This is a genomic window from Rathayibacter sp. AY1B4 (assembly GCF_002932815.1).
In the GTDB taxonomy this organism is placed as follows: domain Bacteria; phylum Actinomycetota; class Actinomycetes; order Actinomycetales; family Microbacteriaceae; genus Rathayibacter.
This window is the reverse complement of sequence record NZ_PSWN01000005.1, coordinates 101,523-124,388: the sequence shown is the minus strand read 5'-3', so window position 1 is coordinate 124,388 and position 22,866 is coordinate 101,523. Positions and strand designations below refer to the sequence as shown.

The following is a 22,866-nucleotide window of genomic DNA, read 5'->3' as shown; positions in this document are numbered from 1 at the left end:
CCTCCGGCGGGGCGTCAGACGGCGGAGCGCAGGAGTCCGAGCGAGCGGTTGATGCCGTCGACGTCGACCGCGGCCGGATCGAACGAGGCTCCGGCGGCGAGGCCGAGAGCCTCGAGCGCCTCCGCGTGGTCGGCCGAGGACGGGTCCGTCGCCGCCCGCACCGTGTCGGCCCAGGCCGCGGGGCCTCCCGGCACGTCGAGCGGAGCCGCGCCGCGCGCGCCCGTGCAGCGCGGCAGAGCCGACGACAGCGGCGCGATCGACTCCAGACGGATGACGTGGCGCCACTCGTCCTCGAGGTCGTAGACGTAGAAGAGCTCGTCCTGCTCCTGCTCGAGCACCTCGGCGAGCGCGACGCCCGCCTCGTCCACGAGGTCGGCGCCGAACTCCTCCGCGTCGGACGGCGAGCCGATCGGAGCCTGCTCCTCGTCGGGCACGCCGACGCTGAAGTAGTGCGGCTGCGCGTCGGTCCAGCCCAGCGAGAGCTGGAGCGCGAGGTGCAGATCGCGCAGCGACGACTCGGAGGAGAGCTCGAGGCGCCGCCAGACGACGGGCTTGGTCCCGAGCAGGGCGACGTGGAGCGCGTAGGCCGTCGCCGTGTCCTGGGTCGCCTCGTCGAGGATCTCGAGGCGGGTGGCCTCGCGCTCCCCGAGGAGGACGACCGTCGCGCGGACGACGGAGGCGAGGACGGGCGCCAGGCCCTCCGGCACCGCGTAGCCGAACTCGGGCGAGTGCAGCAGCAGCCCGAGCTCGGCGGTGTCGTCGAGCATCCGCTCGGCCGTGCCGACCATGCGCTCGCGCTCGTCGAGGGCCTCGTCGAGCGAGACTCCGGAGTCGGCTGCCAGCTCGTCGACCAGCTCGCCGACGACCAGGCCCGGGTGGATCTCGGCCTGGCAGGCTACCGCGATGCGGACCAGCACGGCGTCGGTGGTGGTGACCGCGCGCTCCTCCGGGGAGAAGGCGCCGTCCTCGGTGTCGGCGGCCGCCAGCGCGGTCTGGGCGCTGAGGATCCACTGCTCGAGGAAGCGGGCGACGTAGGCGATGCGCTCGGCGGCGGCCTCGTGCGCGTCGGAGCTGCGCCAGAGCACGGCGGCCTCGCCGAGACCTGCGGCGGATCCCTCCTGCTCGAGCACGGCGGAGCCGATCAGCGCGTCCCACCAGGCCGAGACCGGGATGCGGACGGAGTCGTCGCTCGGGGTGGATCCCGCGGAGGAGATGCCCGCCTCGACCGCGATCTCGCGGGCGGCGCGCTCGGTGAGGGTCGCGCCGTCTTCGGCGGCGAGGTGCTCGACCACGACGTCGGCGGCGTGCACGAGAGCGGTGGCGCGGACGGCGGAGAGCTGCTCCTCGGCCGGGACCTCGTCGAGCTCGGCGAGGTCGTCGAGCACGGCCTCGACGAAGGAGCCGGCGAGGTCGAGGACCTCGTCGAGGACGGCCTGGCACTCGTCCAGCTCCTCGTCGGTGCCGGTCCAGAGGTCCTCGTCGGTGAGGAAGTCGAGGAAGTGCTCGACGACCTCGGCGACGGTGAAGAGGGTGTCGTCGAGGTCGGCCTCGCTCTCCTCCCCTGACAGGTCGGCCTCGATCTGGTCGAAGACGGCCTCGAGCAGCTCGGCGTCGGGCTGGGCGAAGGAGCCGCGCGGGCGCAGGTCGCGGGTCATCGCGAAGAGGTCGGTCAGCACCTCGACGGCCTCGTCGGCCTCGAGGTGCTCGTGCTGCATGCCCACCTCGGCGAGGTGCGAGCGGTACCAGCTGCGGAACCGCACCATCAGAGCGGTCTCGGCCGTGCGGCCGCCGCCCTGACCGCCGGACCCGCCCTGACCGCCTCCGGATCGTCCCTGGTTGCGCTTCTTGCCCATGATTCCTCCGCGACCGCTCCACTCACGACGAAGCGCTCCAGCCTACCCAGTGCGGGCGCGCGGCGGCACGCGCGGTCGCCCCCTGTTCACCCTGTGCGCACCGGGTCCGCTCCCTCTGATGCGGCCGATCGCCCGAGTCCCGGGATCAGCGCGCTGTGGAAGTCCTCGCCGCCCGGGCCCCTGCCACACGGGTCGCGATGATGAGAAATCTCGCAGCGATCGGGCGGCGAGGCTTGCGCTCGGACCCCTCGCTTCGGTGGAGTGTCCGGATGACCGACACGACGGACACCGCCGAGACCGCTCCCGGGAAGGCGTCGCTCAAGCGGGTGATCACCGGACCGCTGCTGTTCGCCTTCATCGTGGGCGACACACTCGGAGCCGGCATCTACACCCTGGTCGGCACCATGGCGGAGGACGTGGGCGGCGTGATCTGGCTGCCGCTGCTGATCGCGCTGGTCGTCGCCCTGCTCACCGCGGGCACGTACGCCGAGCTGATCACCAAGTACCCGCACGCCGGAGGGGCGGCGCGCTACGTGGACCGCGCGTTCGGGAAGCCGTACCTCTCGTTCCTGATCGGCTTCCTGATGATGGCCTCCGGCATCACGACGGCCGCCTCCCTGGCGAACGCGTTCGCGGGCGACTACCTCGGGGCTCTGCTGGACGTGCCGCCGATCCCGACCGCGATCGTCTTCATCGCGATCCTCACCCTGGTGAACCTGCGCGGTGTGAAGGAGTCGCTGACCGCGAACCTGGTCGCCTCGGTGATCGAGGTGAGCGGACTGGTCATCGTCATCGTCTGCGCCGCGGTCTTCTTCGGCTCCGGCGACGGCGACGCCTCCCGCGTGCTCGAGTTCAACCCCGACGTCGCTCCGCTGCAGGGGGCGTTCGCCGCCTCGATCGTCGCCTTCTTCTCGTTCCTCGGCTTCGAGGCCGCGGCGAACATGGCCGAGGAGGTGCGGAACCCCTCGAAGGTCTACCCGCGGGCCCTCTTCGGTGCGCTGATCACCGCCGCCGTGGTCTACCTCCTGATCGCGCTCGGCGCCGTGATCGTGCTGCCGAACGACGAGCTCGCGGCCTCCAGCGGCCCCCTGCTGGACGTGGTCGCGGCGAGCGGAGTGGCGGTGCCGCCGTGGCTGTTCGGCCTGATCGCACTCGTCGCCATCGCGAACGGCGCTCTGCTGTTCATGGTGATGGCGTCGCGGGTCGGCTTCGGGCTCGCCACCTCCGGGCTGCTGCCGAGCGCCTTCGGCAAGGTGCTCCCGGGCCGCCGCACGCCGTGGGTGTCGATCGTGGTCGTCGGCGGAGTGACGATGCTGCTCAGCCTCATCGGCGACGTCGGCACCCTCGCCGAGACGACGGTGCTGCTGCTCCTGCTGGTGTTCATCGCGGCGAACGTGTCGGTGCTGGTGCTGAAGAAGGACCGCGTCGACCACGCCCACTACTCCGTGCCGCGCGTGGTGCCGGTGCTCGCGACCATCGCGAGCGTGGTGCTGCTGACGCAGCAGACGGGCGTGGTCTGGCTGGCGACAGCGGGCTACGTGGTCGTGGGGACGCTGCTGTTCCTCGCCACCCGCCTGGGGAAGCGGAAGCACGCGGAGCGGACCCCGGACTGATCCGGGCCGGCGGCGATCCGTCGCGAGCGGCCCGTCCGCGGATCCCCTGCGGGCCGTCCGCGGCGGATCGATCGCGGGGGGCGGTGAGGAGTGGGATCGTGAGGCTATGACCGTCACGCTCGAGCCGATGCCCGCCGCCGCTCTCGCCGCCTGGATGCGGGTCCAGCGCTCGGCGTACATCGAGGACCGGATGCGGGCGGGCGACGACGAGGCGGCCGCGACGCGCAACGCCGACACCTCGTACGAGAAGTACTTCCCGGGCGGCTCCCCCGCCGCCGGGCACGACGTGCTCCTCGTCTCCGAGGACGGCCGCGCGGTCGGGTCGCTCTGGCTCGGCCCGCACCCGAGCGGGCTCGAGGGCGTCGGATACGTCTGGGACGTGCAGATCGACGCCGCCGAGCGCGGCCGCGGCCTCGGCCGGGCGGCGATGCTGCTCGCGGAGTCGCACGTCCGCTCCCAGGGCGGCTCCGCCCTCGCGCTGAACGTGTTCGGCTTCAACACCGCCGCGCGGGCTCTGTACGAGTCGCTCGGCTACGAGACGACGTCCCTGCAGATGCGCAAGCCGCTGGTCTGAGCGGGGCCGCTCGACGCCGGGCAGGGGCACGACTCGGTCGCGCAGAACGCCGCACGCCGTGCTCGAGGGCGGACGCCGACGGGCGCCCACCGACGAGCACGGCGGCGGTGGTGGAACCGTCGGAAATCAGCGGGACCCTGCGGTCAGCTCGTGGAGGCCACGGCGGTCGGGTCGCCGGTGCCGGACGGACGCGGGGCGTCACCCGAACCCGTCGCCACCGACGCGCCGGTCGGAACGACGGTGCCGCCGGTCGCCATCCCCCGGCCGAAGGCCTGGCCCTGGAGGATCGCGCCGAGGTCGACGCCGGTCGCCGATCTGACGCTGTCGAACGTCGCGGCGAGACCCGCCGCCTGCTCGCGCGCGATGTGGGTGCCGGCGGTGTCGCCGCCGATCAGCGTCACCGAGCCGACGTTCTGGTAGCCCTTCGCGAACTCGGCCATGAGCGAGGGCAGCTGCCCGATGAGCTCGCGACCCAGGATCGCCTCCTGGTTCTCGCGGAGCGCCTCCGCCTCGGCCGCGATGGCCGCCGCGCTCGCCTCGCCCTTCGCGCGGATGGCCTCCGCCTCGGCGGTCGCGTTCGCGCGCAGCGCCTCGGCCTCAGCGCCCGCCTTGGCCCGCAGTGCGTGGGCCTCGGCCTCGGCGCGCGCGCTCACGGCGGCGGCCTCGGCGGCGGCGGACGCCTGGCGCGCCTCCGCCTGGCGCTGGACGGCGTACGCCTCGGCGTCCGAGACCTGCTGCGCGACCTGGCGGTCCGTCTCGGCCTTCTTCTCGCGTCCGTAGGCGTCGGCGTCGGCCTCGGTCTGACGGCGGTACTTCTCGGCGTCCGCGACGCGCTTGACGTCGGCGTCGAGCTCGGCCTGCCGGTTCTCGGCGCGCTGCACGAGGACGGCCTGCTCGCGCTCGGCGCGGGCCAGGTTCTCGGCCTGCTCGGCCTCGGCGTTGGCGCGGCCGACCTCGGACTTCGCGGCGGCGGTGTTCTTGTCGTAGGCGGTCTGCTCGATCAGGTTCGCCTCGTCCGTGGCCAGCTGGCGAGCCTTGACCTCGCGGGCCGCGTTGATCCGCGCGACGTCGGCCTCGCGGCGGACGCGCTCGATCTCCTGCGCTCCGAGCGCCTCGATGTAGCCGTTGCGGTCGGTGACGCCCTGGATGGCGAAGGAGTCGAGGACGAGGCCCTGGGCGAGCAGGTCGCCCTTGATGCCCTCGGCGATCTCGTCTCCCAGCTTCTGCCGGTCCTGCATGACCTCCTCGACGCTGAGCTTCGCGACGACGCCGCGGAGGGCGCCCTCGAGCTGCTCGGTCGTGAAGACGTCGATCGACTGGTCCTGCGATGCGAAGCGCTCGGCGGCGGCGCGGACCTGGTCGGCCGTGGACCCGATCTTGACCAGGGCGACGCCCGCGAGGTGGATGGTCACGCCGTTCTTGGTCTGCGCGACCGGCTCCATCTTGATCTGGCGGGAGCGCAGCGAGATGCGGTCGGACCGCTGGGTCAGCTTGTTCACGAACGCGCCGCCGCCGGTGATGACGGTCATGTTCGAGGTGAGGCCGTCCTCGCCCTTCTGCTTCTTCCCGACGATCACGATCGCCTCGTCGGCCTGCGGCACCTGGTACCAGGCGCGGAAGAGGAAGAAGCCGATGAGGGCGATCAGCAGGAGTGCGCCGACGGCGACTCCGGCGAGGACGATCCAGAGGAGATCCGGTTCCATGGGCGGGCGACCTTTCGTCCGACCCGCGCGACGCGGGTACCTGAGAGACGTACAGGTTCCATCGTGTCACAGCGCCTCGGACGGCCGCGTCGGCCGGAGGGGGGATACTGCGGCCGCCGCCGAGAGCGGATCACGAGGGGGCGGGCCCGGAGGAGGACGCCACGAACGAGGGCGTCGCGCGGAGTGCCGCGGAGGAGATCAGTGCTGGGGTACCTGGACTCGAACCAAGAACAACTGAACCAGAATCAGCCGTGTTGCCAATTACACCATACCCCAATGGTCATCCGGAGGTGATCCCGGGACCAGGCGGCGGCCGGATCGAGACCCGAGCGCCGAGAGACGACAGTACCCTACGCGGGCATCCCGCTCAAATCGAGCCGCGGACGACGCTGCCCTCGGACTCCGGGGCGGCCTCGCCGAGGCGGGCGCGGACGAGGTCGCGGTTGATCGCGGAGGCGACCTGGGCGCCCGATCCGGCGGCGACGATCAGCTGCTGCGGGCCGGGAGGGGTGACCTCGCCGGCGGCGTAGAGGCCGGGGACGGACGTGCGGCCACCGGCGTCGACGCGGAGGAAGCCGTCGGCGTCGCGGTCGGGGCCGGCCGCGTCCAGGTAGTCCAGCGCGGGCGTCCAGACGGGTCGGACGAACGCCCCGGTGCGCGGGACGACGTCGCCGTCGACGAGGCGGACGCCGGTCATCTCGGCGCGCTCCCCGGCGAGGTCGGCGACCGGGCGCCGGTCGACCCGGATGCCGATGGAGGCCAGCAGCGACTCGTCGGCGTCGCTCACCGTCCCGACGCCGTTGGTGAAGACGATCAGGTCGGTCGACCACTGCGAGAGGAGCATGGCCCGCTCCGCGAGGTCGTCGGTCTCGCCGATCAGGGCGAGCGCCTCCCCCGCCTTCTCGTAGCCGTCGCACTCCATGCAGCTGTGCACGGCGGTGCCGTAGTAGGCGCGCAGGCTCGGGAGCGCGGGCGGCGTCTCGAGGAGCCCCGCGGCGACCACGACGGCGGTGGCGACGACGGAGCGGTCCGCGCTGCCGCGCACGCCGCGCGCGCCGACCACGAACTCGCCGCCGGAGCGCTCGACCGACGTGACGAGGGCGTTGTGCACCTCGGCGGCCTCGTAGCGCTCGAACTCCTCGCGGCCGAGGCGGCGCAGCTCGAGCGGCGAGATGCCGTCGCGGGTGAGGAACCCGTGCGAGTGCAGGGTCGCAGCGTTCCGCGGGCGGTTGCTGTCGAGCAGCAGCACGCTGCGGCGCGCCCGGACGAGGTTGAGCGCGGTCGAGAGCCCGGCGGGGCCCCCGCCGATCACGACGACGTCGTAGCGTCCGCCGACCGTCTCCGCCACGGTCAGGCCTGCCGGGAGGTGCCGAGGTGAGCGCCCAGGCGGTCGAGGCGGGCGATCGACTCCTGCTTGCCGAGGATCTCCATCGACTCGAACAGCGGCGGCGAGACGCGGCGTCCGGAGACCGCCGTGCGCAGCGGCCCGTAGGCGATGCGGGGCTTGAGGCCGAGGCCCTCGATCAGCGCGGAGGCGAGCGCCTCCTGGATCGAGGCCGCCAGCCACTCGGACGCGGGGACGAGCTCGAGGGCGCCGATCGAGGCGGCGAGCACCTCGCCGGCGTTCGCGGGCAGGCCCTTCAGCGCGTCCTCGTCGTACTCGAGCGCGTCGGACGCGGTGAAGAGGAACCCGAGCATGCCGGGGGCCTCCCCGAGCAGGCCGATCCGCTCCTGCACGAGGGGTGCGGCGGCGTCGAGCACGGCGCGCTGCTCGGCGGTCGGCTCGCCCGCGAGCACTCCGGCCGCCACGAGGTACGGGATCGTCCGCTCGGTGAAGTCGTCGACGGCCAGGAGGCGGATGTGGTCGCCGTTGATCGACTCAGCCTTCTTGAGGTCGAAGCGGGCCGGATTGGGGTTCACGTCGGCGACGTCGAAGGCGGCGACCATCTCGTCGATCGAGAAGACGTCGCGGTCGTGCGTGAGCGACCAGCCGAGCAGGGCGAGGTAGTTGACCAGGCCCTCCGGGATGAAGCCGCGGTCGCGGTGGTGGAAGAGGTTCGAGGACGGGTCGCGCTTGGAGAGCTTCTTGCTGCCGTCGCCCATCACGTACGGGAGGTGCCCGAAGCGCGGGACGAAGGTCGTCACTCCGATGTCGATCAGCGCGTGGTACAGCGCGATCTGCCGGGCGGTCGAGGGGAGGATGTCCTCGCCGCGCAGCACGTGGGTGATCTGCATGATCGCGTCGTCGACCGGGTTCACCAGCGTGTAGAGCGGCTGGCCGTTGGGGCGCACCACGACGAAGTCGCTGAAGGAGCCGGCGGGGAACGTGATCGGGCCGCGGACCAGGTCGTCGAAGGACAGGTCGGCGTCCGGCACGCGCAGGCGCAGCGCCGGGGCGCGGCCCTCGGCGCGGAAGGCGGCGCGCTGCTCCTCGGTGAGGTCGCGGTCGTGGTTGTCGTACCCGTGCTGCTTCGCGCGGCCGGCCGCCTCGTTGCGCGCGTCGATCTCCTCGGCCGTGGAGTAGCTCTCGTAGAGGTGCCCCGACGCCGTCAGCCGCGCGATCACGTCGAGGTAGACGTCGGTGCGCTCGGACTGCCGGTACGGGCCGTGCGGGCCGCCGACTCCGACGCCCTCGTCCCAGTCGAGCTTCAGCCAGCGCAGCGCGTCGAGGATCTGCTCCACGCTCTCCTCGCTGTCGCGGGCGGCGTCCGTGTCCTCGATGCGGAAGACGAACGTGCCGCCGGTGTGGCGCGCGTACGCCCAGTTGAACAGGGCGGTGCGGATGAGGCCGACGTGCGGGGTCCCGGTCGGCGAGGGGCAGAAGCGGACGCGGACGTCGCTCCCGGTCGCGGTCGTGAACGGGTGCGCGTCCGGCGCGCTTTCCAGGGGCGGGGTGAGCTCAGACATACGAGGCCGATCCTACCGGCGGGAGCCGGTGCGGCGCCCGGGATCGCGGGGGCCGTGGCGCCTCCGCCCCGGGCACGGTGCGCGCCTCGCGGCGACTGCTTCTACCGGACAGCACTGCTCCGAGTCAACGGACTCCCCGAGCGAGCAGGAGCAGTGGTGCGCTGACCTCGGGCCTCTCGTCGAGAGGGCCCGAGCGCCGCACCGCAGGCCGCGCCGGGCCTCCGCGTGAGCGTGCCCGGAAGGAGCACTGATGAGCACGATCGATCTCGACCCCCGCACCGGCCGCCCGAGCGCCCTCACCGAGGCGGCGCGGGAGGAGAAGGACGCCCGCACGCTCTCGCTCTTCCAGGCGGCTGTGAGCGCGGAGGCCGCCGAGGGCGCGCGCATCCGCGAGCGCATCGTGCTCGACCACCTGGGCCTGGCCGAGGCCATGGCCCGCCGGGTCTCCCGGAGCGGAGGCGACTGGGCGGATCTGCGCCAGGTCGCCTACGTGGGCCTCGTGAAGGCCGCCCGCCGCTTCACTCCCGAGCGCGGCGACAGCTTCGCCGCGTTCGCCGTCCCCACGATCACCGGCGAGCTCAAGCGCCACCTCCGCGACCTCGGCTGGATGATCCGGCCGCCGCGCGGCGTGCAGGAGCTGCACCGCCGCTCCGCCGTCGTCGCCGACGAGCTCGCGCAGGAGCTCGGCCGTCACCCCACCGACCAGGAGATCGCCCGCCGCCTCGGAGTGGACGCGGCGGAGGTGGCCGACGCGCGCCTCGCGGGGCATCCGCTCTCCCTCGACGAGACCGTGGGCGAGGGCGGCGTCGGCCTGGGCGACACCCTCGGCGGCGAGGACGACCGGCTGCTCGAGATCGACCGGCGGCACGGGCTCGCCGAGGCCCTCGCCGAGCTCGAGGAGGGCCAGCGCGAGCTCCTGCGGATGCGCTTCGTCGAGGAGCGCACCCAGCAGCAGATCGCCGACGCGCTGGGAACGACGCAGATGCAGGTCTCGCGCCTGCAGCGGCGGATCCTCGCGCAGCTCGCCGACAGGCTCGGCGCCCCCTCGCGCAGCCATCAGCCGCGCGCTCCCCGGGCCCGCGTGGCCACGGTCACTCCGGTCCGACCGGCGACGCGGCTGAAGTCCGCCTGAGGTGGGCCTCGGCACGCGACGGGAGCGACGCGAGGGCGGCGAGGACGTCGTCGACCTGGACAGCGAGCAGCGCCGGGTCCGGCTCGGCGGAGAAGACGTCTCCGCGGCGGAGAGAGGCGTCGGTCAGCACGACGTGCGGCCCCGAGGCCGGAGGGCCCCAGGCCTCGGGCGGTGCCGGACCGAAGATCACGACCGAGGGGACGCCGTACGCGGAGGCGAGGTGCGCGGCTCCGGTGTCGACGGTCACCACGACCTCGGCGGCCGCGACGACCGCGGCGAACCCGCTGAGCGCGAGCTCCCCCGCCAGCACCTCGCCCGTGCCGGCGAGCTCGGCGACGCGGCGGGCGCGGTCGGCCTCGTTCGCGCCCCCGGTGTAGACGACGCGGTGCCCCTCGGCGGTGAGGGAGCGGGCCACCGCGGCGAAGCGCTCCTCCGGCCACTCGCGCGAGCCGTAGAAGGCCCCGATGTGCACGACCGCGGCTCCGGGGGCCGAGGCGGGCTCCTCCGGGACGGCGATCGCGACGTCCTCGGGGTCGGCGTCGAGACCGATCGAGTTCACCAGGCGGGCCCAGCGGGCGCGCTCGAGCTCGCCGTCGATCCAGAGCGGCCGCGGGTCCTCCGGGCCCGCGCCCGGGTCCAGCGCCGGGACGCGGAACTCGAGCGTGCGCTCGGGCGCGATCTCGCGCAGCCGCAGCCGCGACTCCGGGCCGTTGCCGTGGATGTTCACGCCGAGCTCGACCCGGCCGGCGGCCATCGGCAGCGGGTCGTCGAGTCCGCGGAGGGTGGGCACGAGCGCGTCCAGGCCCTCGACCAGGTCGACGATCGGCTCGAGCCAGGGCGTGGTCGCCATGATCAGCCGGTGGTCCGGGAAGCCGCGGCGCAGGGCCTTGAGCGCCGGGACGGCGACGAGCAGGTCGCCGAGCTTGAGGGCGCGCAGCGCGAGGATCTCCGGAGTCCCGTCCGGGGCGGTGAGAGCGCGCACGGCGCCTCCTTCCTGTCGGAGTCCCCGTACCCCGCTGCGCGCACCTCAGACGCGCCGCCCGCAGATGCGAGCGACGCGCCCGGAGGGACCGACTTCTCCGGAAGGGGGTTTACATCCCCGGTCGAGGGGTACGAGGAGAAGGTGAACGACTCCTCCTCCCGGAGCGCCGACGAGCGCGCGAGGGCCCCGCGCCTGCGGGGGATCCTCTTCGACCGCGATGCGACGCTCGTGGTCGACGTGCCCTACAACGGCGACCCGGCGCAGGTCTCCCCGATGCCCACCGCCCTCGCCGCGGTCGAGCGGGCGCGCGAGGCGGGGCTGGCCGTGGGCGTGGTCACCAACCAGTCCGGGATCGCCCGCGGGATCATCGACCGCGGCCAGGCCGACGCGGTGAACCGGCGCGTGGACGAGCTCTTCGGCGGCTTCGACGTGTGGATGCTCTGCCCCCACGGCCCGGAGGACGGCTGCTCCTGCCGGAAGCCCCGGCCCGGCATGGTGCTCGGCGCCGCCGAGCAGCTGGGACTGCCGGCACGGTCCCTCGCCGTGATCGGCGACATCGGGGCCGACGTCGGCGCCGCCGCCGCGGCCGGCGCCCGTGGAGTGCTGGTGCCGACTCCGATCACCCGCGCCGAGGAGGTGGACGCCGCTCCGCTGCAGGCGGCGACGCTCCTCGAGGCGGTCGAGCTGCTGCTCGCGATGCAGCCCGACGAGGACGCCGAGTGAAGCGCCGCGTGCTCGTCGCCCGCCTGGACAGCGCGGGAGACGTCCTGCTGTGCGGACCCGCCGTCCGCGCGATCGCGGCCGACGCCGAGGTGCTGCTGCTGAGCGGTCCGCAGGGAGCGCCCGCGGCCGCGCTGCTGCCGGGTCCCTCCTCCGTCCGCACCTGGTGGTGCCCGTGGATCGGCGACGCCTCCCGCCCCGTCGACGGCGAGCTCGTCGACGAGCTGCGCGCGATCGTCGAGGAGTTCGCGCCGGACGAGGCCGTGATCCTCACCTCCTTCCACCAGTCGCCGCTGCCGCTGGCCCTGCTGCTCCGCCTCGCCGGTGTCGCCCGCATCACGGGCGCCTCGGTCGACTTCGCGGGCGCCCTGCTCGATGTGCGCCTCGTCCCGGGCGAGACCCTCGAGGAGGACCAGCCGGAGCCGGAGCGCGCGCTCGCGATCGCGGCGGCGGCCGGCTTCGCGCTGCCCGCCGGCGACGACGGACGGCTCCGCGTGCGCCGCGAGGGCGTGCTGCCCGCCGCTCTCGAGGGGATCGGCCCCTACGCGGTCGTGCACCCCGGGGCAGCCGTCCCCGCCCGCGCCTGGCCCGCGGCGAACGCGGCCCGCGCCGTCGAGCTGCTGGCGGACGCGGGCCTCGCCGTCGTCGTCACCGGCGGCCCGGGCGAGCGCTCCCTCACGGCCGAGGTCGCGGGCTCCCGTGGCATCGACCTCGGCGGGGCGACGGACTTCCCCGGCGCCGCCGAGGTGCTGGCCGGCGCCGAGGTCGTGATCTGCGGCAACACCGGCCCCGCGCACCTCGCCGCCGCGGTCGGCACCCCCGTGGTCAGCCTCTTCGCGCCGGTCGTCCCGGCCGTGCGCTGGGCGCCCTACGGCGTCCCGGTCGCGCTGCTCGGCGACCAGGAGGCGCCCTGCGCCGGCTCGCGCGCCCGCGTGTGCCCCGTCCCCGGCCATCCCTGCCTCGCGGGGGTGAGCGCCGAGGAGGCGGTCGCCGCCGCCCTCCGACTCCGACCCACGACTTCCCCGAGAGAGGCCATCGCATGAGGATCCTGCTCTGGCACGTGCACGGCGGCTGGGCGGACGCCTTCGTCCGCGGCGCCCACACCTACCTGCTCCCCACGACTCCGGCCCGCGACGGCTGGGGCCTGGGCACCGGCGGCCGCGACTGGCCGAGCGCCGTCGAGATCGCGCCCGAGGAGCTGCACGACGCCGACGTCGACGCGGTCCTCCTCCAGAGGCCCGAGGAGCTCGCCGAGGCCGAGCGCCTGCTCGGGCGACGCCTCGGCCGCGACGTGCCCGCCGTCTACGTGGAGCACAACACCCCCCGCGGGGACGTGCCGGACAACCGCCACCCGCTCGCCGACCGCGACGACCTGCTGATCGTCCACGTCACCCACTTCAACGCCCTGATGTGGGACACCGGATCGACTCGGACGACGGTGATCGAGCACGGGATCCACGACCCGGGTCCCCTCTACACCGGCGAGCTGCCGCACTTCGGCGTAGTCGTCAACGAGCCCGTCCGCCGGGGCCGGGTCGCGGGGACCGACCTGCTCCCCCGCTTCGGCGCCGTCGCTCCGCTGGACGTCTTCGGGATGAAGACCGACCGGCTCGCCGAGCTGCCGGGTCTGGAGGACGTGACGGTCCTCGGCGACGTCCGCACGCAGGCGATGCACGCGGCCCTGGCCCGCCGCCGGGTCTACCTGCACCCGTTCCGCTGGACCTCCCTCGGCCTCGCGCTGCTGGAGGCGATGCACCTCGGGATGCCCGTCGTCGCGCTCGACGTGACGGAGGCGGGGCGCGCCGTCCCGCCCGAGGCCGGAGCGGTCTCGAACGACCTCGACGCCCTCGTCGCCTCGGCCCGGGCGCTCGTCGAGGACCCGGACCGCGCCGCCCGCGCCGGCGCCGTCGCCCGCGAGGCCGCGCTCGCGCGTTACGGCCTCGCCCGGTTCCACCGCGACTGGGACGAGGTCCTCGCCGACCTCCCCGGACGCCGGTCGCCGGAGCCCGCTCTGGAAGGGAGCACCCGATGAAGCAGCACCTCTCCGCCGCGCCCGCGCTGACGATCGCCATGGTCTCGGAGCACGCGAGCCCGCTGGCGACCCTCGGCGGCGTCGACGCCGGCGGCCAGAACGTCCACGTGGCGGCGCTCGCCGACGCGCTCGCCCGCCGCGGCCACCGCGTCGTCGTCTACACCCGCCGCGACGACCCCTCCCTCCCCCGGCGCGTGCCCTTCACCTCGGGAGTCGAGGTCGTGCACATCGACGCCGGACCGCCGCGCCGGGTGTCCAAGGACGAGCTGCTGCCCTTCATGGGCGACTTCGCCGTCGACCTCGCCGAGGAGTGGCTGCAGGAGCGGCCGGACCTCGTGCACAGCCACTTCTGGATGTCCGGGGTCGCCGCGCTCGACGCCTCCGAGCGGGTGGAGCGAGCCACGGGTCGGCGCGTGCCCGTCCTCCACACCTTCCACGCGCTGGGCGTGGTCAAGCGCCGCCAGCAGGGCGCGCTCGACACCAGCCCCGAGGAGCGCGCCTGGCTCGAGCCCGGAGTGGGTCAGAAGGCCGACGGCGTCGTCGCCACCTGCTCGGACGAGGCTTTCGAGCTCAAGGGGCTCGGCGTGCCGACCTCGCGCATCTCGGTGGTGCCCTGCGGAGTCGACATCGACCGGTTCTCTGTCGAGGGCCCGGTCGCGCCCCGCAGCGAGCGCTCGCGGCTGATGACCATCGGACGCCTGGTGCCGCGCAAGGGCATGGGCATCGCGATCGAGGCGCTCGCGCACCTGGTCGCGGCCGGCCATGACGCCGAGCTCGTCGTGGTCGGGGGCTCCGGCTCCGGCGACGCGCTGACGGCGGACCCCGAGTACCAGCGGCTGCACGGCGTGGCCGAGAGCCTCGGCGTCGCGGACCGTGTCGACTTCGTCGGCCAGCTCTCGCAGACCGAGATGCCCGCGATGCTCCGCTCGGCCGACGTCGTGGTCTGCGCGCCCTGGTACGAGCCGTTCGGCATCACTCCGCTCGAGGCGATGGCCTGCGGCGTGCCGGTCGTCGCCTCCTCCGTGGGCGGCCTGATCGACACCGTGGTCGAGGACGTCACCGGGGTCCACGTGCCTCCGCGCGACCCGGTCGCCCTGGCCGCCGCCCTCGGCTCGCTGCTGGAGGACCCCGACCGCGCCCGCGCCTACGGGGCCGCCGGCCGCGAGCGCGTCGAGTCCCGCTACTCCTGGGACCGCGTCGCCGCCGACACCGAGCGCGCCTACGTCACGACCCTCGCCGGCCTCGGCGACGAGTCGCTCCTCACCGGCGCCACGAGCGCACCCTCATCCCCCACCACCCGGAAGGCGGCTCCGCGACGATGACCATCGACACCGCGACCATCGACACCGTTCTGGACACCCCGGCCGACGCCGCCCGGCGCCTCGTCGACGACCACGTGGCGCGCGCGCTCGACGCGGTCGCGCAGCTGGAGCGCCACTCCGACAGGATCGCCGCCTGGGGCGTCGAGCTCGCCGACCGCCTGCACTCCGGCGCGCGCCTGCTCGCCGCGGGCAACGGCGGCTCCGCGGCGGAGGCGCAGCACCTCACCGCCGAGCTCGTCGGCCGCTTCGACGGCGACCGCGTCCCCTTCTCCGCCATCTCGCTGCACGCCGAGACGTCGAGCCTGACCGCGATCGGCAACGACTACGGCTTCGACCACGTGTTCTCGCGCCAGGTCACCGCGCACGCCCGGGCGGGCGACGTCGTGGTCCTGCTCTCCACCAGCGGACGCAGCGCGAACCTCCTCCACGCCGCGGAGGCCGCCCGTGCGGCGGGCGCCCGGTCGTGGGCGCTGACCGGCGAGGGGCCGAACCCGCTCACCGAGCTCTGCGACGAGGCGATCGCCCTCGAGGGCCACGGCTCCAATGTGCAGGAGGCGCAGCTGGTGCTCGTGCACGCGCTCTGCCGGGCCTTCGAGCACCGGATCCGCGCACGGACGGCGGCCGCCTCGTGAGCCGCCTGCGCCTCGTCGTCGTCGGCGACGTGATGCTCGACGTCGACCTCTCCGGACCCGCCGAGCGGCTGAGCCCGGACGCCCCCGTCCCCGTGGTCGACGTGTCGGCCCGCAGTGCCCGCGCCGGCGGTGCCGGACTCGTCGCCCGGATGCTCGCCCGCGACGGGCACGAGGTGACGCTGGTGACCGCGCTCGCCGAGGACTCGGATCCGGACGTGGCGGAGCTGCGCGCCGAGCTGTCCGGCGTCCGCCTGGTCGCTGGGCTCTCGGGAGCGCCGACGCCGGTGAAGACCCGCGTCGCCGCCTCCGGCCAGGCCGTCGTGCGGATCGACCGCGGCTGCGAGACGCCGCCCGTCCCCGGCGTCACCGACGCGATGCTCGCCGCGCTCGCCGACGCCGACGCCGTGATCGTCGCCGACTACGGCCGCCGCCTGACCGAGGAGCCGTCGCTCCGCACGGCGCTCGACGCGCTCACCGTGCCGCTGGTGTGGGATCCGCACCCGCGGGGCTCGCAGCCGGTCGCCGCCACCTCCCTCGCCACCCCGAACCTGGCCGAGGCCACCGCCTTCTCGGGAGCCGTCGGCCGCGGAGTGACGCGCGCCGAGTCCGCCGCGACCACCCTCCTCGAGCGCTGGGGCTGCGGCGCGGTCACCGTGACGATGGGATCCTCCGGCGCCCTGCTGCGCTCACGCGGCGCCGGCGTCCCGGTCGTCGCACCGGCCGTCGCCGTGCCGCCCACCGACCCGTGCGGCGCGGGCGACCGGTTCGCCGCCTCCGCCGCCGTCGCCCTCGCCGAGGGTGCGAGCACGTCTGAGGCGGTGCAGGCGGCGGTCGCCGCAGCCGGCGCCTACCTCCTCGCGGGAGGGGTCGCCTCCCTCTCCGCTCCCGCCGACCCCGCACCCCTCCACGGCGGCGGGGTGGACGCCCTGCGCGTCGCCGAGTCCGTCCGCGCGGCAGGAGGAACGGTGGTCGCGACGGGCGGCTGCTTCGACCTGCTCCACGCCGGCCACGCCCGCACCCTCTCCGCCGCACGCGCTCTCGGCGACTGCCTGATCGTCTGCCTGAACTCGGACGACTCCGTCCGGCGCCTCAAGGGCGCGGCGCGGCCGATCATCCCCGAGGACGACCGCGTCGACCTGCTGCTCGCGCTCGAGTGCGTCGACGCCGTGCTGGTCTTCGGCGAGGACACGCCGGACGAGGCGCTGCGCCGCATCCGCCCCGACGTCTGGGTGAAGGGCGGCGACTACTCCGCCGAGTCCCTCCCCGAGACGGCGACGGTGGCGGAGTGGGGCGGCCGGGTCCTGACCGTGCCGTACCACCCGGGCCGCTCGACCACCCATCTCGCCGCCGCGCTCGCGCGCGTCGGCTGACCCGCGGCCCACAAGGCCCGCAGACCACCCCCGGAAGGAAACCATGAGCACCACTCCCACCCCCATCGGCCGCGTCCTGATCACCGGAGGAGCCTCCGGGCTCGGTGCGGCCGTCGCCGCCGCGGTCACCGCCGCCGGCGGCACCCCGATCGTGCTCGACCGCGACGTCTCGTCGGTGAAGGAGGGCGTCGCCGCCTACCAGGTCGACGTCGCGAAGACCCGCGAGGCCGAGAAGGCGGTCGTCGAGATCGCCCGCGAGCACGGCGGGCTCGACGCCGTCGTGACCGCGGCCGGCATCGACCGCTGCGGCCGCCTCGTGGACGTGGAGCCGGAGGAGTGGGAGCGCGTCATCTCCGTCAACCTCCTCGGCACCGCGGCCGTCGTCCGGGCGGCCCTGCCCTTCCTCACCGAGACCCACGGCCGCGTCGTCACCGTCGCCTCCTCGCTCGCGATCAAGGCCGTCTCGGACGCGACCGCGTACTGCGCCTCGAAGTTCGGCGTGCTCGGCTTCACCCGCGCGCTCGCGGCCGAGACCAAGGGCGAGATCGGCGTGACCACGCTGATCCCGTCGGGCATGAAGACGCGCTTCTTCGACGACCGCGACGAGCAGTACAAGCCGGGTCCGGACGCGCTGCTGAACGATCCGGAGAACGTGGCGAACGCCGTCATGTTCGTCCTCGGCCAGCCGCGCGGCTGCGAGGTCCGCGAGCTCGTCATCACGCACGAGGAGGAGCCGTCCTGGCCGTGATCCGCTGACGCGGACCCCGGGATCCCCCCTGCTGCGAGATGCCACCTGTGACGCCGACACGCCGATGTCGAGCACCACAGGTGGCATCTCGCGGTTCAGCGGGTGGAGGCGAGCACTCCGCGGACGTCCTCGAGCACGCGGTCGACCGGCACGTCGTCGACGAAGGTGAGCTCGTGCTCGCAGCGCGGAGCGGTCCAGCCCACCTGCGTCACGTCGATGCCGCAGACCGGGCAGCGGGTGGTCCAGCTCAGCTGCACCCGGTGGCGCTGCCGTCCGAGGGGCTGCGCGTTGATCGCGTTGCCCACCCAGAAGATGCCGACCGTCGGAGCACCGACCGCGGCGGCGAGGTGGCGGGGGCCGGAGTCGTTGCCGAGCACGAGGTCGGCGAGCGAGAGCAGCGGAGCGAGGTCCGGGAGGTCCACGACGCCCGCCCAGGAGACCGCTCCCGGCGCTCCGGCGACGATCTCGTCGGCGGCGGGCACATCGGAGGCGTCTCCCACCACCAGCACTCGCGCCCCGTCGGCGAGGAGAGCGGTCGCCACCTCGGCGAACGACGCACTCGGCCAGCGGCGGCGGACATCGGTCGCTCCGGGGTGGATCAGCACGAGCGGGCCGCCCGCGGGCAGGGCCGCGGCCAGGCGGTCGCGGCGCTCCGGGTCGACCGGCAGGACGGGCTCCAGGCGGACGGCTCCGGCCCCGGCCAGCCCGACGATCTCGAGCGCCCGCAGCATCTCGTGCTGGTAGTAGACGTAGGGGATCGTCCGCTCGAGCTCCGCGGCGTCGTCGGTGCGCGAGCCGATCGTGTGGCGCGCTCCGAGCCGCCGGAGGAACGGATTGGAGTAGCGCCCGCCGCCGTGGAGCTGCACGGCCAGGTCGAAGCGGCGGGCGCGCATCCGCTCGGTGAAGTCCTCGACGACGCGGGGGTCCTCCCCTTCGCCGTCACGGACGCCCTGCGCCACCGGCAGGATCTCGACGTCGGCGATCGGCGACTCGACGCCCGAAAGCAGGACCCGGTGCGCAGGCGTCCCGAGCAGGGTGATCTCGGCGCCGGGGTACGCGCCCGCGAGCGCGTCGACGGCGGGCAGCGCGAACAGCAGGTCGCCGAGTCCGCCGCCGCGCAGGACGGCGATCCTCTCGACTCCGGCGAAAGGCTCTCGGAGGGGGGCGATGGCGACCACGACGGGTTCCTCTCAGGTGCGGAGGGCGCGCGGGCGCCGCTCCGGGGACGGTGCACTCCTCCACTTCCCCGCCGGGGCCGATCCGAAACCGGATCGGGGGCGAGCCCGTCGCCGATCCGGGGGCGGATTCCGGAGGCGGCGTGTCTAGGCGCGCACCACCCGGGTACCGGACGGATGCGTCCGCCACTCCGCGGGCGCCCCCGACCGAGAGGTGACCGTGACCATCGACATCACGACCCCCGCCACGACCGCCGCCGACGCCGTCCGCCGCGCGCGGACCGCGTTCCCCGCGTGGGCCGCCACCGCGCCCGCCGAGCGCGGCGCCCTGCTCCGTGCCGCCGCCCACCGCGTGGCCGAGCGCGAGCAGGAGCTCGCCGACCTCAACACGCAGGAGACGGGCAAGCCCGCCGGCGACGCCCTGGGCGGCGTCCGCGCCGGTGTCGACACGCTGCTCCAGTACGCCGAGCTCGGCCCGCTGCACCGCGGGAGGAGCCTGCGCGGAGGGGCCCTCAACGTCGATCTCGCCCTGCCGCACCCGCGCGGTGTCGTGCTCGCCCTCACTCCGTGGAACGACCCGGTCGCCGTCGCCGCGGGCCTCCTGGGCGCCGCGATCGTCTCCGGGGACGTCGTCGTGCACAAGCCGAGCGAGCGCAGCCCGGGCACGGGCGCCCTCTTCACGAGCATCCTCGCCGAGGCGCTGCCCGAGGGCGTGCTGACCCTGGTCGAGGGCGACGGGGCGGTCGGCGACGAGCTGGCGCGCACCGAGGGCGTCGATATCCTCGCCCACGTCGGCTCGACCGCCACCGGCCGCGCGCTCGCCCGGGTCGCCGCCGTCACCGGCGCGCACGTGATCCTCGAGAACGGCGGCAACGACGCGCTCGTCGTCGACCGCGACGTCGACCCGGTCTGGGCCGCCGAGCAGGCCGCCCTGGGCGCCTTCGCCAACGCCGGCCAGATCTGCACCTCCGTCGAGCGGATCTACGTGCACCGCGACATCGCCGAGGCGTTCACGGCGGCGCTGGTCGCCGAGGCCGACCGCTGGAGCGCGGGCCCACTCCCCCGCCTCGTCGACGCCCGCATGCGCGACGCCGTCCACGAGCACGTCACGGAGGCGCTCGGCAGCGGCGCGCGCGCCCTCACCGGCGGCACTCCCGGGGACGGCACCTTCTACCCCGCGACCGTCCTGGCCGACTGCACCGAGTCGATGCTGGTGATGACGGAGGAGACCTTCGGGCCCGTCGCGCCGATCCGCGTCGTCGACTCCTTCGACGAGGGCCTGGACCTGGCCGCCGCGAGCCCCTACGGCCTGGCCGCCTCGATCCTCACCGCCGACATGGAGCACGCGCACCGCGCCGCGGCGACGCTGCCGGTCGGCACCGTCAAGGTCAACGGCGTCTTCGGAGGAGCGCCGGGCGGCAGCGCCCAGCCCCGCGGAGCATCCGGCTCCGGCTTCGGCTACGGCCCGGAGCTGCTCGACGAGATGACCACCACCACGGTCGTGCACTTCGGCCTGCCCGTCCTGCCGGGAGGCGCGCGATGAGCCTCGAGGGCTCGGCGCTCCAGCGGGCGAGCGCCCTCCTGGCGCACGTCCACGAGCGCCCGCCCGTCGTCGCCGTGATCGGGGACCTCATCCTCGACTCCTGGTGGCTCGGCGAGGCGGAGCGCGTCACGCGGGAGGCGCCCGCGCCGGTCCTGCGGCTCGAGGACGTCGTCGACGTCGCGGGCGGGGCCGCCAACACCGCCGCCAACCTGCGCGCGCTGGGCGCCGTCGTCCGCACGGTCGGCGTGGCCGGTCGCGACTCCGAGGGCGACCGGCTCGTGCGCGCGCTCGAGCGGGCCGGCCTGGACACCTCCCGGGTCGTCCGCACCGGCGCCGCGACGACGATCAAGACCCGCGTGGTCGGCGGCGACAGCGTGATGCTGCGCGTCGACTCCGGCCCGCACCGCCCGGCCGACGACGAGCTGGCCCTGCTCGCCGGTGCCGCCGCCGAGGCCGCCGCGGGCGCCGACGCCGTCCTGGTCTGCGACTACGGCTCGGGGATCCTCCGCGAGGCCGTCGAGCGCCTGCTCGCCGTCGGGCGCCCCGGCCTCCTCGTGATCGACGCGCACGAGCTCGCCGACTGGGCCTTCGCCCGGCCGGACCTCGTCACCCCGAACGCCAAGGAGGCGGAGCGGCTGCTCGGCGGTTCCCTCGGCCGCGGGACGGAGCGGGCCGCCGCCGTGCGCGACGCGGCGGACGACCTGCGCGCCCGCTCGGGCGCCCGGCACGTCGTGGTCACCCTCGACCGGGACGGCTCCACCGCCCTCGACGCCGACGGCACGGTCAGCCGCACCTTCGCTCAGCCTGCGGAGGAGAAGCAGGCGTCCGGTGCCGGCGACACCTTCGCCGCGACCGCCACCCTCGCCCTCGCCGCCGGCCGCTCCCTGGCCACCGCGGTCGATCTGGCGCAGGCCGCCGCCGACGTGGTCGTGCAGCGCCCCGGTACCTCCGTCTGCTCGGGCGACGACCTGCTCGCCTCCCTCGCCGCTCCCGGCGCCGTCGTGCTCGGCGAGGACGCCCTCGTCGAGGTCCTCGCGGAGCAGTCGCGCCGCGGTCGCCGCGTGGTGTTCACCAACGGCTGCTTCGACGTCCTGCACCGCGGCCACACCGCCTACCTCCGCCAGGCCCGCGAGCTCGGCGACGTGCTCGTGGTCGCGGTGAACGACGACGACTCCGTCCGGCGGCTGAAGGGCGAGGGACGGCCGATCAACCCGGAGGGCGACCGCGCGGGTGTGATCGCCGAGCTGGGCTGCGTCGACTACGTGACTCTCTTCGGCGGAGACACCCCCATCCCGCTGCTCGAGCGCGTGCAGCCCGACGTCTACGTGAAGGGCGGGGACTACAACCCCGACATGCTCGCGGAGGCGGCCGTCGTCCGCTCCTACGGGGGCGTCGTCACCACGGTCGGCTACGTCTCGGAGCACTCCACGACCGAGATGGTCCAGCGCATCCGATCGACCGCGCCGTGACCAGCCGCCGGTGGTCCGGGCGCTGGGGGGTCCCGGAGGCTCCCCGGCAGCCGCTGATCGACGTACTGGTGCCGACGGTCGGCCGCCGTGCCGAGCTCGCCGCCACGCTCGCCGGACTCGCCGCCCAGGACGACCCGCCCTTCCGCGTGATCGTGAGCGACCAGTCCGACGACGCGGTCGCCGAGAGCGACCCGACGATCCTCGCGATGCTGCGCGTGCTGGAGGCGCAGGGCCGGGCTCCGGTGGTGCGCCGGCACCTGCCCCGGCGCGGGCTCGCGGAGCAGAGGCACTACCTCCTCTCCCTCGCCACCGCCCCGGCCGTCCTCTTCCTCGACGACGACGTGTGGCTCGAGCCGGGCACGCTCTCGCGGCTGCACGAGGCCCTCGAGCGCCTCGACTGCGGCTTCGTCGGCTCCGCGGTGCAGGGCCTGTCCTACCTCGAGGACGTGCGCCCGCACGAGACCGAGTCGTTCGAGACCTGGGAGGAGCGCGTGGAGCCCGAGCGGGTGCGGCGCGGAACCCCTGAGTTCGAGCGCTGGCCGCTGCACAACGCGGCGAATCTCACGCACGTCGCCGCCCGCCTCGACGTCCCGGAGGGCGCCTGGCGCGCGTACCGGGTCGCCTGGCTGGGCGCGTGCGTCCTCTACCGCCGCGACGCCCTCCTGGCCGTCGGCGGCTTCGACTTCTGGGAGCAGCTGCCCCCGGAGCACAGCGGTGAGGACGTCGCCGCGCAGTGGCGCGTCATGGAGCGCTTCGGCGGCGCGGGCCTCGTGCCCAGCGGCGCCGTGCACCTCGAGACGCCCACGACGGTCACCGACCGGCGCGTCGACGCCTTCGACCGGCTCTTCGCCGAAGAGCACTCGTAACACTCAGCAAGGCGACGAAAGGACAGCACGATGGACGCACCCAACCCGATCCAGATCCAGAAGTACCTCTCGGGCATCGACTACCCCGCCTCGAAGGACACGATCGTCGAGACCGCGGAGAAGGAGGGCGCGGACGGCGACGTCCTCGAGGCCCTCCGTGCGATCCCGGACGGCGACTACGAGAAGCCCACCGACGTGAGCTCGGCCGTCTCGAAGGTCTGACCC

The 22,866-nt window shown here is 74.6% G+C and carries 20 protein-coding genes and 1 tRNA gene; 14 read left to right on the top strand and 7 right to left on the bottom strand.

The window, feature by feature from the left end:
• Nucleotides 1-14: 14 nt before the first annotated feature.
• Nucleotides 15-1,853 (bottom strand): plasmid pRiA4b ORF-3 family protein, encoded by a 1,839-nt coding sequence (locus tag C5D66_RS04930; RefSeq protein WP_104255550.1) that lies wholly within the window; start codon nt 1,851-1,853, stop codon nt 15-17.
• A gap of 269 nt (nt 1,854-2,122) precedes the next feature.
• On the opposite strand from C5D66_RS04930, the gene C5D66_RS04925 reads away from it, so the two are divergent.
• Both C5D66_RS04925 and C5D66_RS04920 read left to right on the top strand, forming a co-directional pair.
• Nucleotides 2,123-3,466 (top strand): APC family permease, encoded by a 1,344-nt coding sequence (locus C5D66_RS04925; protein ID WP_104226270.1) that lies wholly within the window; start codon nt 2,123-2,125, stop codon nt 3,464-3,466.
• Between the two features lie 106 nt (nt 3,467-3,572).
• Nucleotides 3,573-4,040, top strand: coding sequence for an N-acetyltransferase (locus tag C5D66_RS04920; protein ID WP_104255549.1), 468 nt, complete (start codon nt 3,573-3,575; stop codon nt 4,038-4,040).
• Nucleotides 4,041-4,183: 143 nt separating this feature from the next.
• On the opposite strand, the gene C5D66_RS04915 is transcribed toward C5D66_RS04920, so the two are convergent.
• From C5D66_RS04915 to gltX, 4 genes are all read right to left on the bottom strand, one after another.
• Nucleotides 4,184-5,743, bottom strand: coding sequence for an SPFH domain-containing protein (locus C5D66_RS04915; RefSeq protein ID WP_104226268.1), 1,560 nt, complete (start codon nt 5,741-5,743; stop codon nt 4,184-4,186).
• A 204-nt stretch (nt 5,744-5,947) separates the two neighbouring features.
• A tRNA-Gln gene (locus C5D66_RS04910) sits at nt 5,948-6,019 on the bottom strand.
• A gap of 91 nt (nt 6,020-6,110) precedes the next feature.
• On the bottom strand, nt 6,111-7,091 hold the full coding sequence (locus tag C5D66_RS04905; protein WP_104276156.1) for an NAD(P)/FAD-dependent oxidoreductase: 981 nt from the start codon (nt 7,089-7,091) through the stop codon (nt 6,111-6,113).
• Nucleotides 7,092-7,093: 2 nt separating this feature from the next.
• Nucleotides 7,094-8,650, bottom strand: a complete 1,557-nt coding sequence (gene gltX, locus C5D66_RS04900; RefSeq protein ID WP_104255548.1) for a glutamate--tRNA ligase — start codon at nt 8,648-8,650, stop codon at nt 7,094-7,096.
• A gap of 250 nt (nt 8,651-8,900) precedes the next feature.
• Between gltX and C5D66_RS04895 the strand changes: the two genes are divergently transcribed.
• A complete protein-coding gene (locus C5D66_RS04895) occupies nt 8,901-9,782 on the top strand; it encodes a sigma-70 family RNA polymerase sigma factor (RefSeq protein WP_104255547.1) in 882 nt (293 codons plus the stop codon).
• Here the strand turns inward: C5D66_RS04895 and C5D66_RS04890 are convergent.
• Nucleotides 9,742-10,764 carry a glycosyltransferase family 9 protein gene (locus C5D66_RS04890; RefSeq protein ID WP_104255546.1) on the bottom strand — a complete coding sequence of 341 codons (1,023 nt, stop codon included), beginning with the start codon at nt 10,762-10,764 and terminating at the stop codon, nt 9,742-9,744. The genes C5D66_RS04895 and C5D66_RS04890 overlap by 41 nt on opposite strands.
• A 141-nt stretch (nt 10,765-10,905) precedes the next feature.
• Between C5D66_RS04890 and C5D66_RS17055 the strand changes: the two genes are divergently transcribed.
• Genes C5D66_RS17055 through C5D66_RS04860 form a run of 7 tightly spaced genes read left to right on the top strand, consistent with a single transcriptional unit; the run spans nt 10,906 to nt 17,588 of the window.
• Nucleotides 10,906-11,487 (top strand): HAD-IIIA family hydrolase, encoded by a 582-nt coding sequence (locus C5D66_RS17055; protein WP_104226264.1) that lies wholly within the window; start codon nt 10,906-10,908, stop codon nt 11,485-11,487.
• Complete coding sequence (locus C5D66_RS04885) at nt 11,484-12,527, top strand: glycosyltransferase family 9 protein (RefSeq protein WP_219814506.1); 1,044 nt, start codon at nt 11,484-11,486, stop codon at nt 12,525-12,527. Before C5D66_RS17055 ends, C5D66_RS04885 begins: the two co-directional genes overlap by 4 nt.
• On the top strand, nt 12,524-13,516 hold the full coding sequence (locus C5D66_RS04880) for a glycosyltransferase (protein WP_104233231.1): 993 nt from the start codon (nt 12,524-12,526) through the stop codon (nt 13,514-13,516). Before C5D66_RS04885 ends, C5D66_RS04880 begins: the two co-directional genes overlap by 4 nt.
• 26 nt (nt 13,517-13,542) lie before the next feature.
• A complete protein-coding gene (locus tag C5D66_RS04875) occupies nt 13,543-14,838 on the top strand; it encodes a glycosyltransferase (protein ID WP_104283822.1) in 1,296 nt (431 codons plus the stop codon).
• Entirely contained in the window at nt 14,835-15,470 is a 636-nt protein-coding gene (locus C5D66_RS04870; protein WP_104223523.1) for an SIS domain-containing protein, read from the top strand. Before C5D66_RS04875 ends, C5D66_RS04870 begins: the two co-directional genes overlap by 4 nt.
• Nucleotides 15,471-15,475: 5 nt before the next feature.
• Nucleotides 15,476-16,840, top strand: coding sequence for a PfkB family carbohydrate kinase (locus C5D66_RS04865; RefSeq protein WP_104256037.1), 1,365 nt, complete (start codon nt 15,476-15,478; stop codon nt 16,838-16,840).
• A 43-nt stretch (nt 16,841-16,883) separates the two neighbouring features.
• Nucleotides 16,884-17,588: an SDR family oxidoreductase gene (locus C5D66_RS04860; protein ID WP_104250150.1), complete on the top strand. Its 705-nt coding sequence runs from the start codon at nt 16,884-16,886 to the stop codon at nt 17,586-17,588.
• 95 nt (nt 17,589-17,683) lie between these two features.
• On the opposite strand, the gene C5D66_RS04855 is transcribed toward C5D66_RS04860, so the two are convergent.
• Nucleotides 17,684-18,766 carry a glycosyltransferase family 9 protein gene (locus tag C5D66_RS04855; protein WP_104283813.1) on the bottom strand — a complete coding sequence of 361 codons (1,083 nt, stop codon included), beginning with the start codon at nt 18,764-18,766 and terminating at the stop codon, nt 17,684-17,686.
• 217 nt (nt 18,767-18,983) lie between these two features.
• Between C5D66_RS04855 and C5D66_RS04850 the strand changes: the two genes are divergently transcribed.
• The 4 genes from C5D66_RS04850 to C5D66_RS04835 are packed head-to-tail and all read left to right on the top strand — an operon-like array spanning nt 18,984 to nt 22,863.
• Nucleotides 18,984-20,306: an aldehyde dehydrogenase gene (locus tag C5D66_RS04850; RefSeq protein WP_258063822.1), complete on the top strand. Its 1,323-nt coding sequence runs from the start codon at nt 18,984-18,986 to the stop codon at nt 20,304-20,306.
• Nucleotides 20,303-21,775 carry a D-glycero-beta-D-manno-heptose 1-phosphate adenylyltransferase gene (gene rfaE2 / locus C5D66_RS04845; RefSeq protein WP_104256011.1) on the top strand — a complete coding sequence of 491 codons (1,473 nt, stop codon included), beginning with the start codon at nt 20,303-20,305 and terminating at the stop codon, nt 21,773-21,775. Before C5D66_RS04850 ends, rfaE2 begins: the two co-directional genes overlap by 4 nt.
• On the top strand, nt 21,772-22,641 hold the full coding sequence (locus tag C5D66_RS04840; protein WP_219812158.1) for a glycosyltransferase family A protein: 870 nt from the start codon (nt 21,772-21,774) through the stop codon (nt 22,639-22,641). Before rfaE2 ends, C5D66_RS04840 begins: the two co-directional genes overlap by 4 nt.
• A 30-nt stretch (nt 22,642-22,671) precedes the next feature.
• Nucleotides 22,672-22,863: a DUF2795 domain-containing protein gene (locus tag C5D66_RS04835; RefSeq protein WP_104223528.1), complete on the top strand. Its 192-nt coding sequence runs from the start codon at nt 22,672-22,674 to the stop codon at nt 22,861-22,863.
• The last annotated feature ends 3 nt before the right edge of the window (nt 22,864-22,866 follow it).

Bases quoted from the DNA above. Each gene is read 5' to 3' on its own strand.
- C5D66_RS04915 (WP_104226268.1), bottom strand. From the start codon at position 5,743: ATGGAACCGGATCTCCTCTGGATCGTCCTCGCCGGAGTCGCCGTCGGC.
- C5D66_RS04835 (WP_104223528.1), top strand. From the start codon at position 22,672: ATGGACGCACCCAACCCGATCCAGATCCAGAAGTACCTCTCGGGCATC.
- C5D66_RS04920 (WP_104255549.1), top strand. From the start codon at position 3,573: ATGACCGTCACGCTCGAGCCGATGCCCGCCGCCGCTCTCGCCGCCTGG.
- C5D66_RS04880 (WP_104233231.1), top strand. From the start codon at position 12,524: ATGAGGATCCTGCTCTGGCACGTGCACGGCGGCTGGGCGGACGCCTTC.
- C5D66_RS04870 (WP_104223523.1), top strand. From the start codon at position 14,835: ATGACCATCGACACCGCGACCATCGACACCGTTCTGGACACCCCGGCC.
- C5D66_RS04925 (WP_104226270.1), top strand. From the start codon at position 2,123: ATGACCGACACGACGGACACCGCCGAGACCGCTCCCGGGAAGGCGTCG.
- C5D66_RS04930 (WP_104255550.1), bottom strand. From the start codon at position 1,853: ATGGGCAAGAAGCGCAACCAGGGACGATCCGGAGGCGGTCAGGGCGGG.
- gltX (WP_104255548.1), bottom strand. From the start codon at position 8,650: ATGTCTGAGCTCACCCCGCCCCTGGAAAGCGCGCCGGACGCGCACCCG.
- rfaE2 (WP_104256011.1), top strand. From the start codon at position 20,303: ATGAGCCTCGAGGGCTCGGCGCTCCAGCGGGCGAGCGCCCTCCTGGCG.
- C5D66_RS04895 (WP_104255547.1), top strand. From the start codon at position 8,901: ATGAGCACGATCGATCTCGACCCCCGCACCGGCCGCCCGAGCGCCCTC.
- C5D66_RS04860 (WP_104250150.1), top strand. From the start codon at position 16,884: ATGAGCACCACTCCCACCCCCATCGGCCGCGTCCTGATCACCGGAGGA.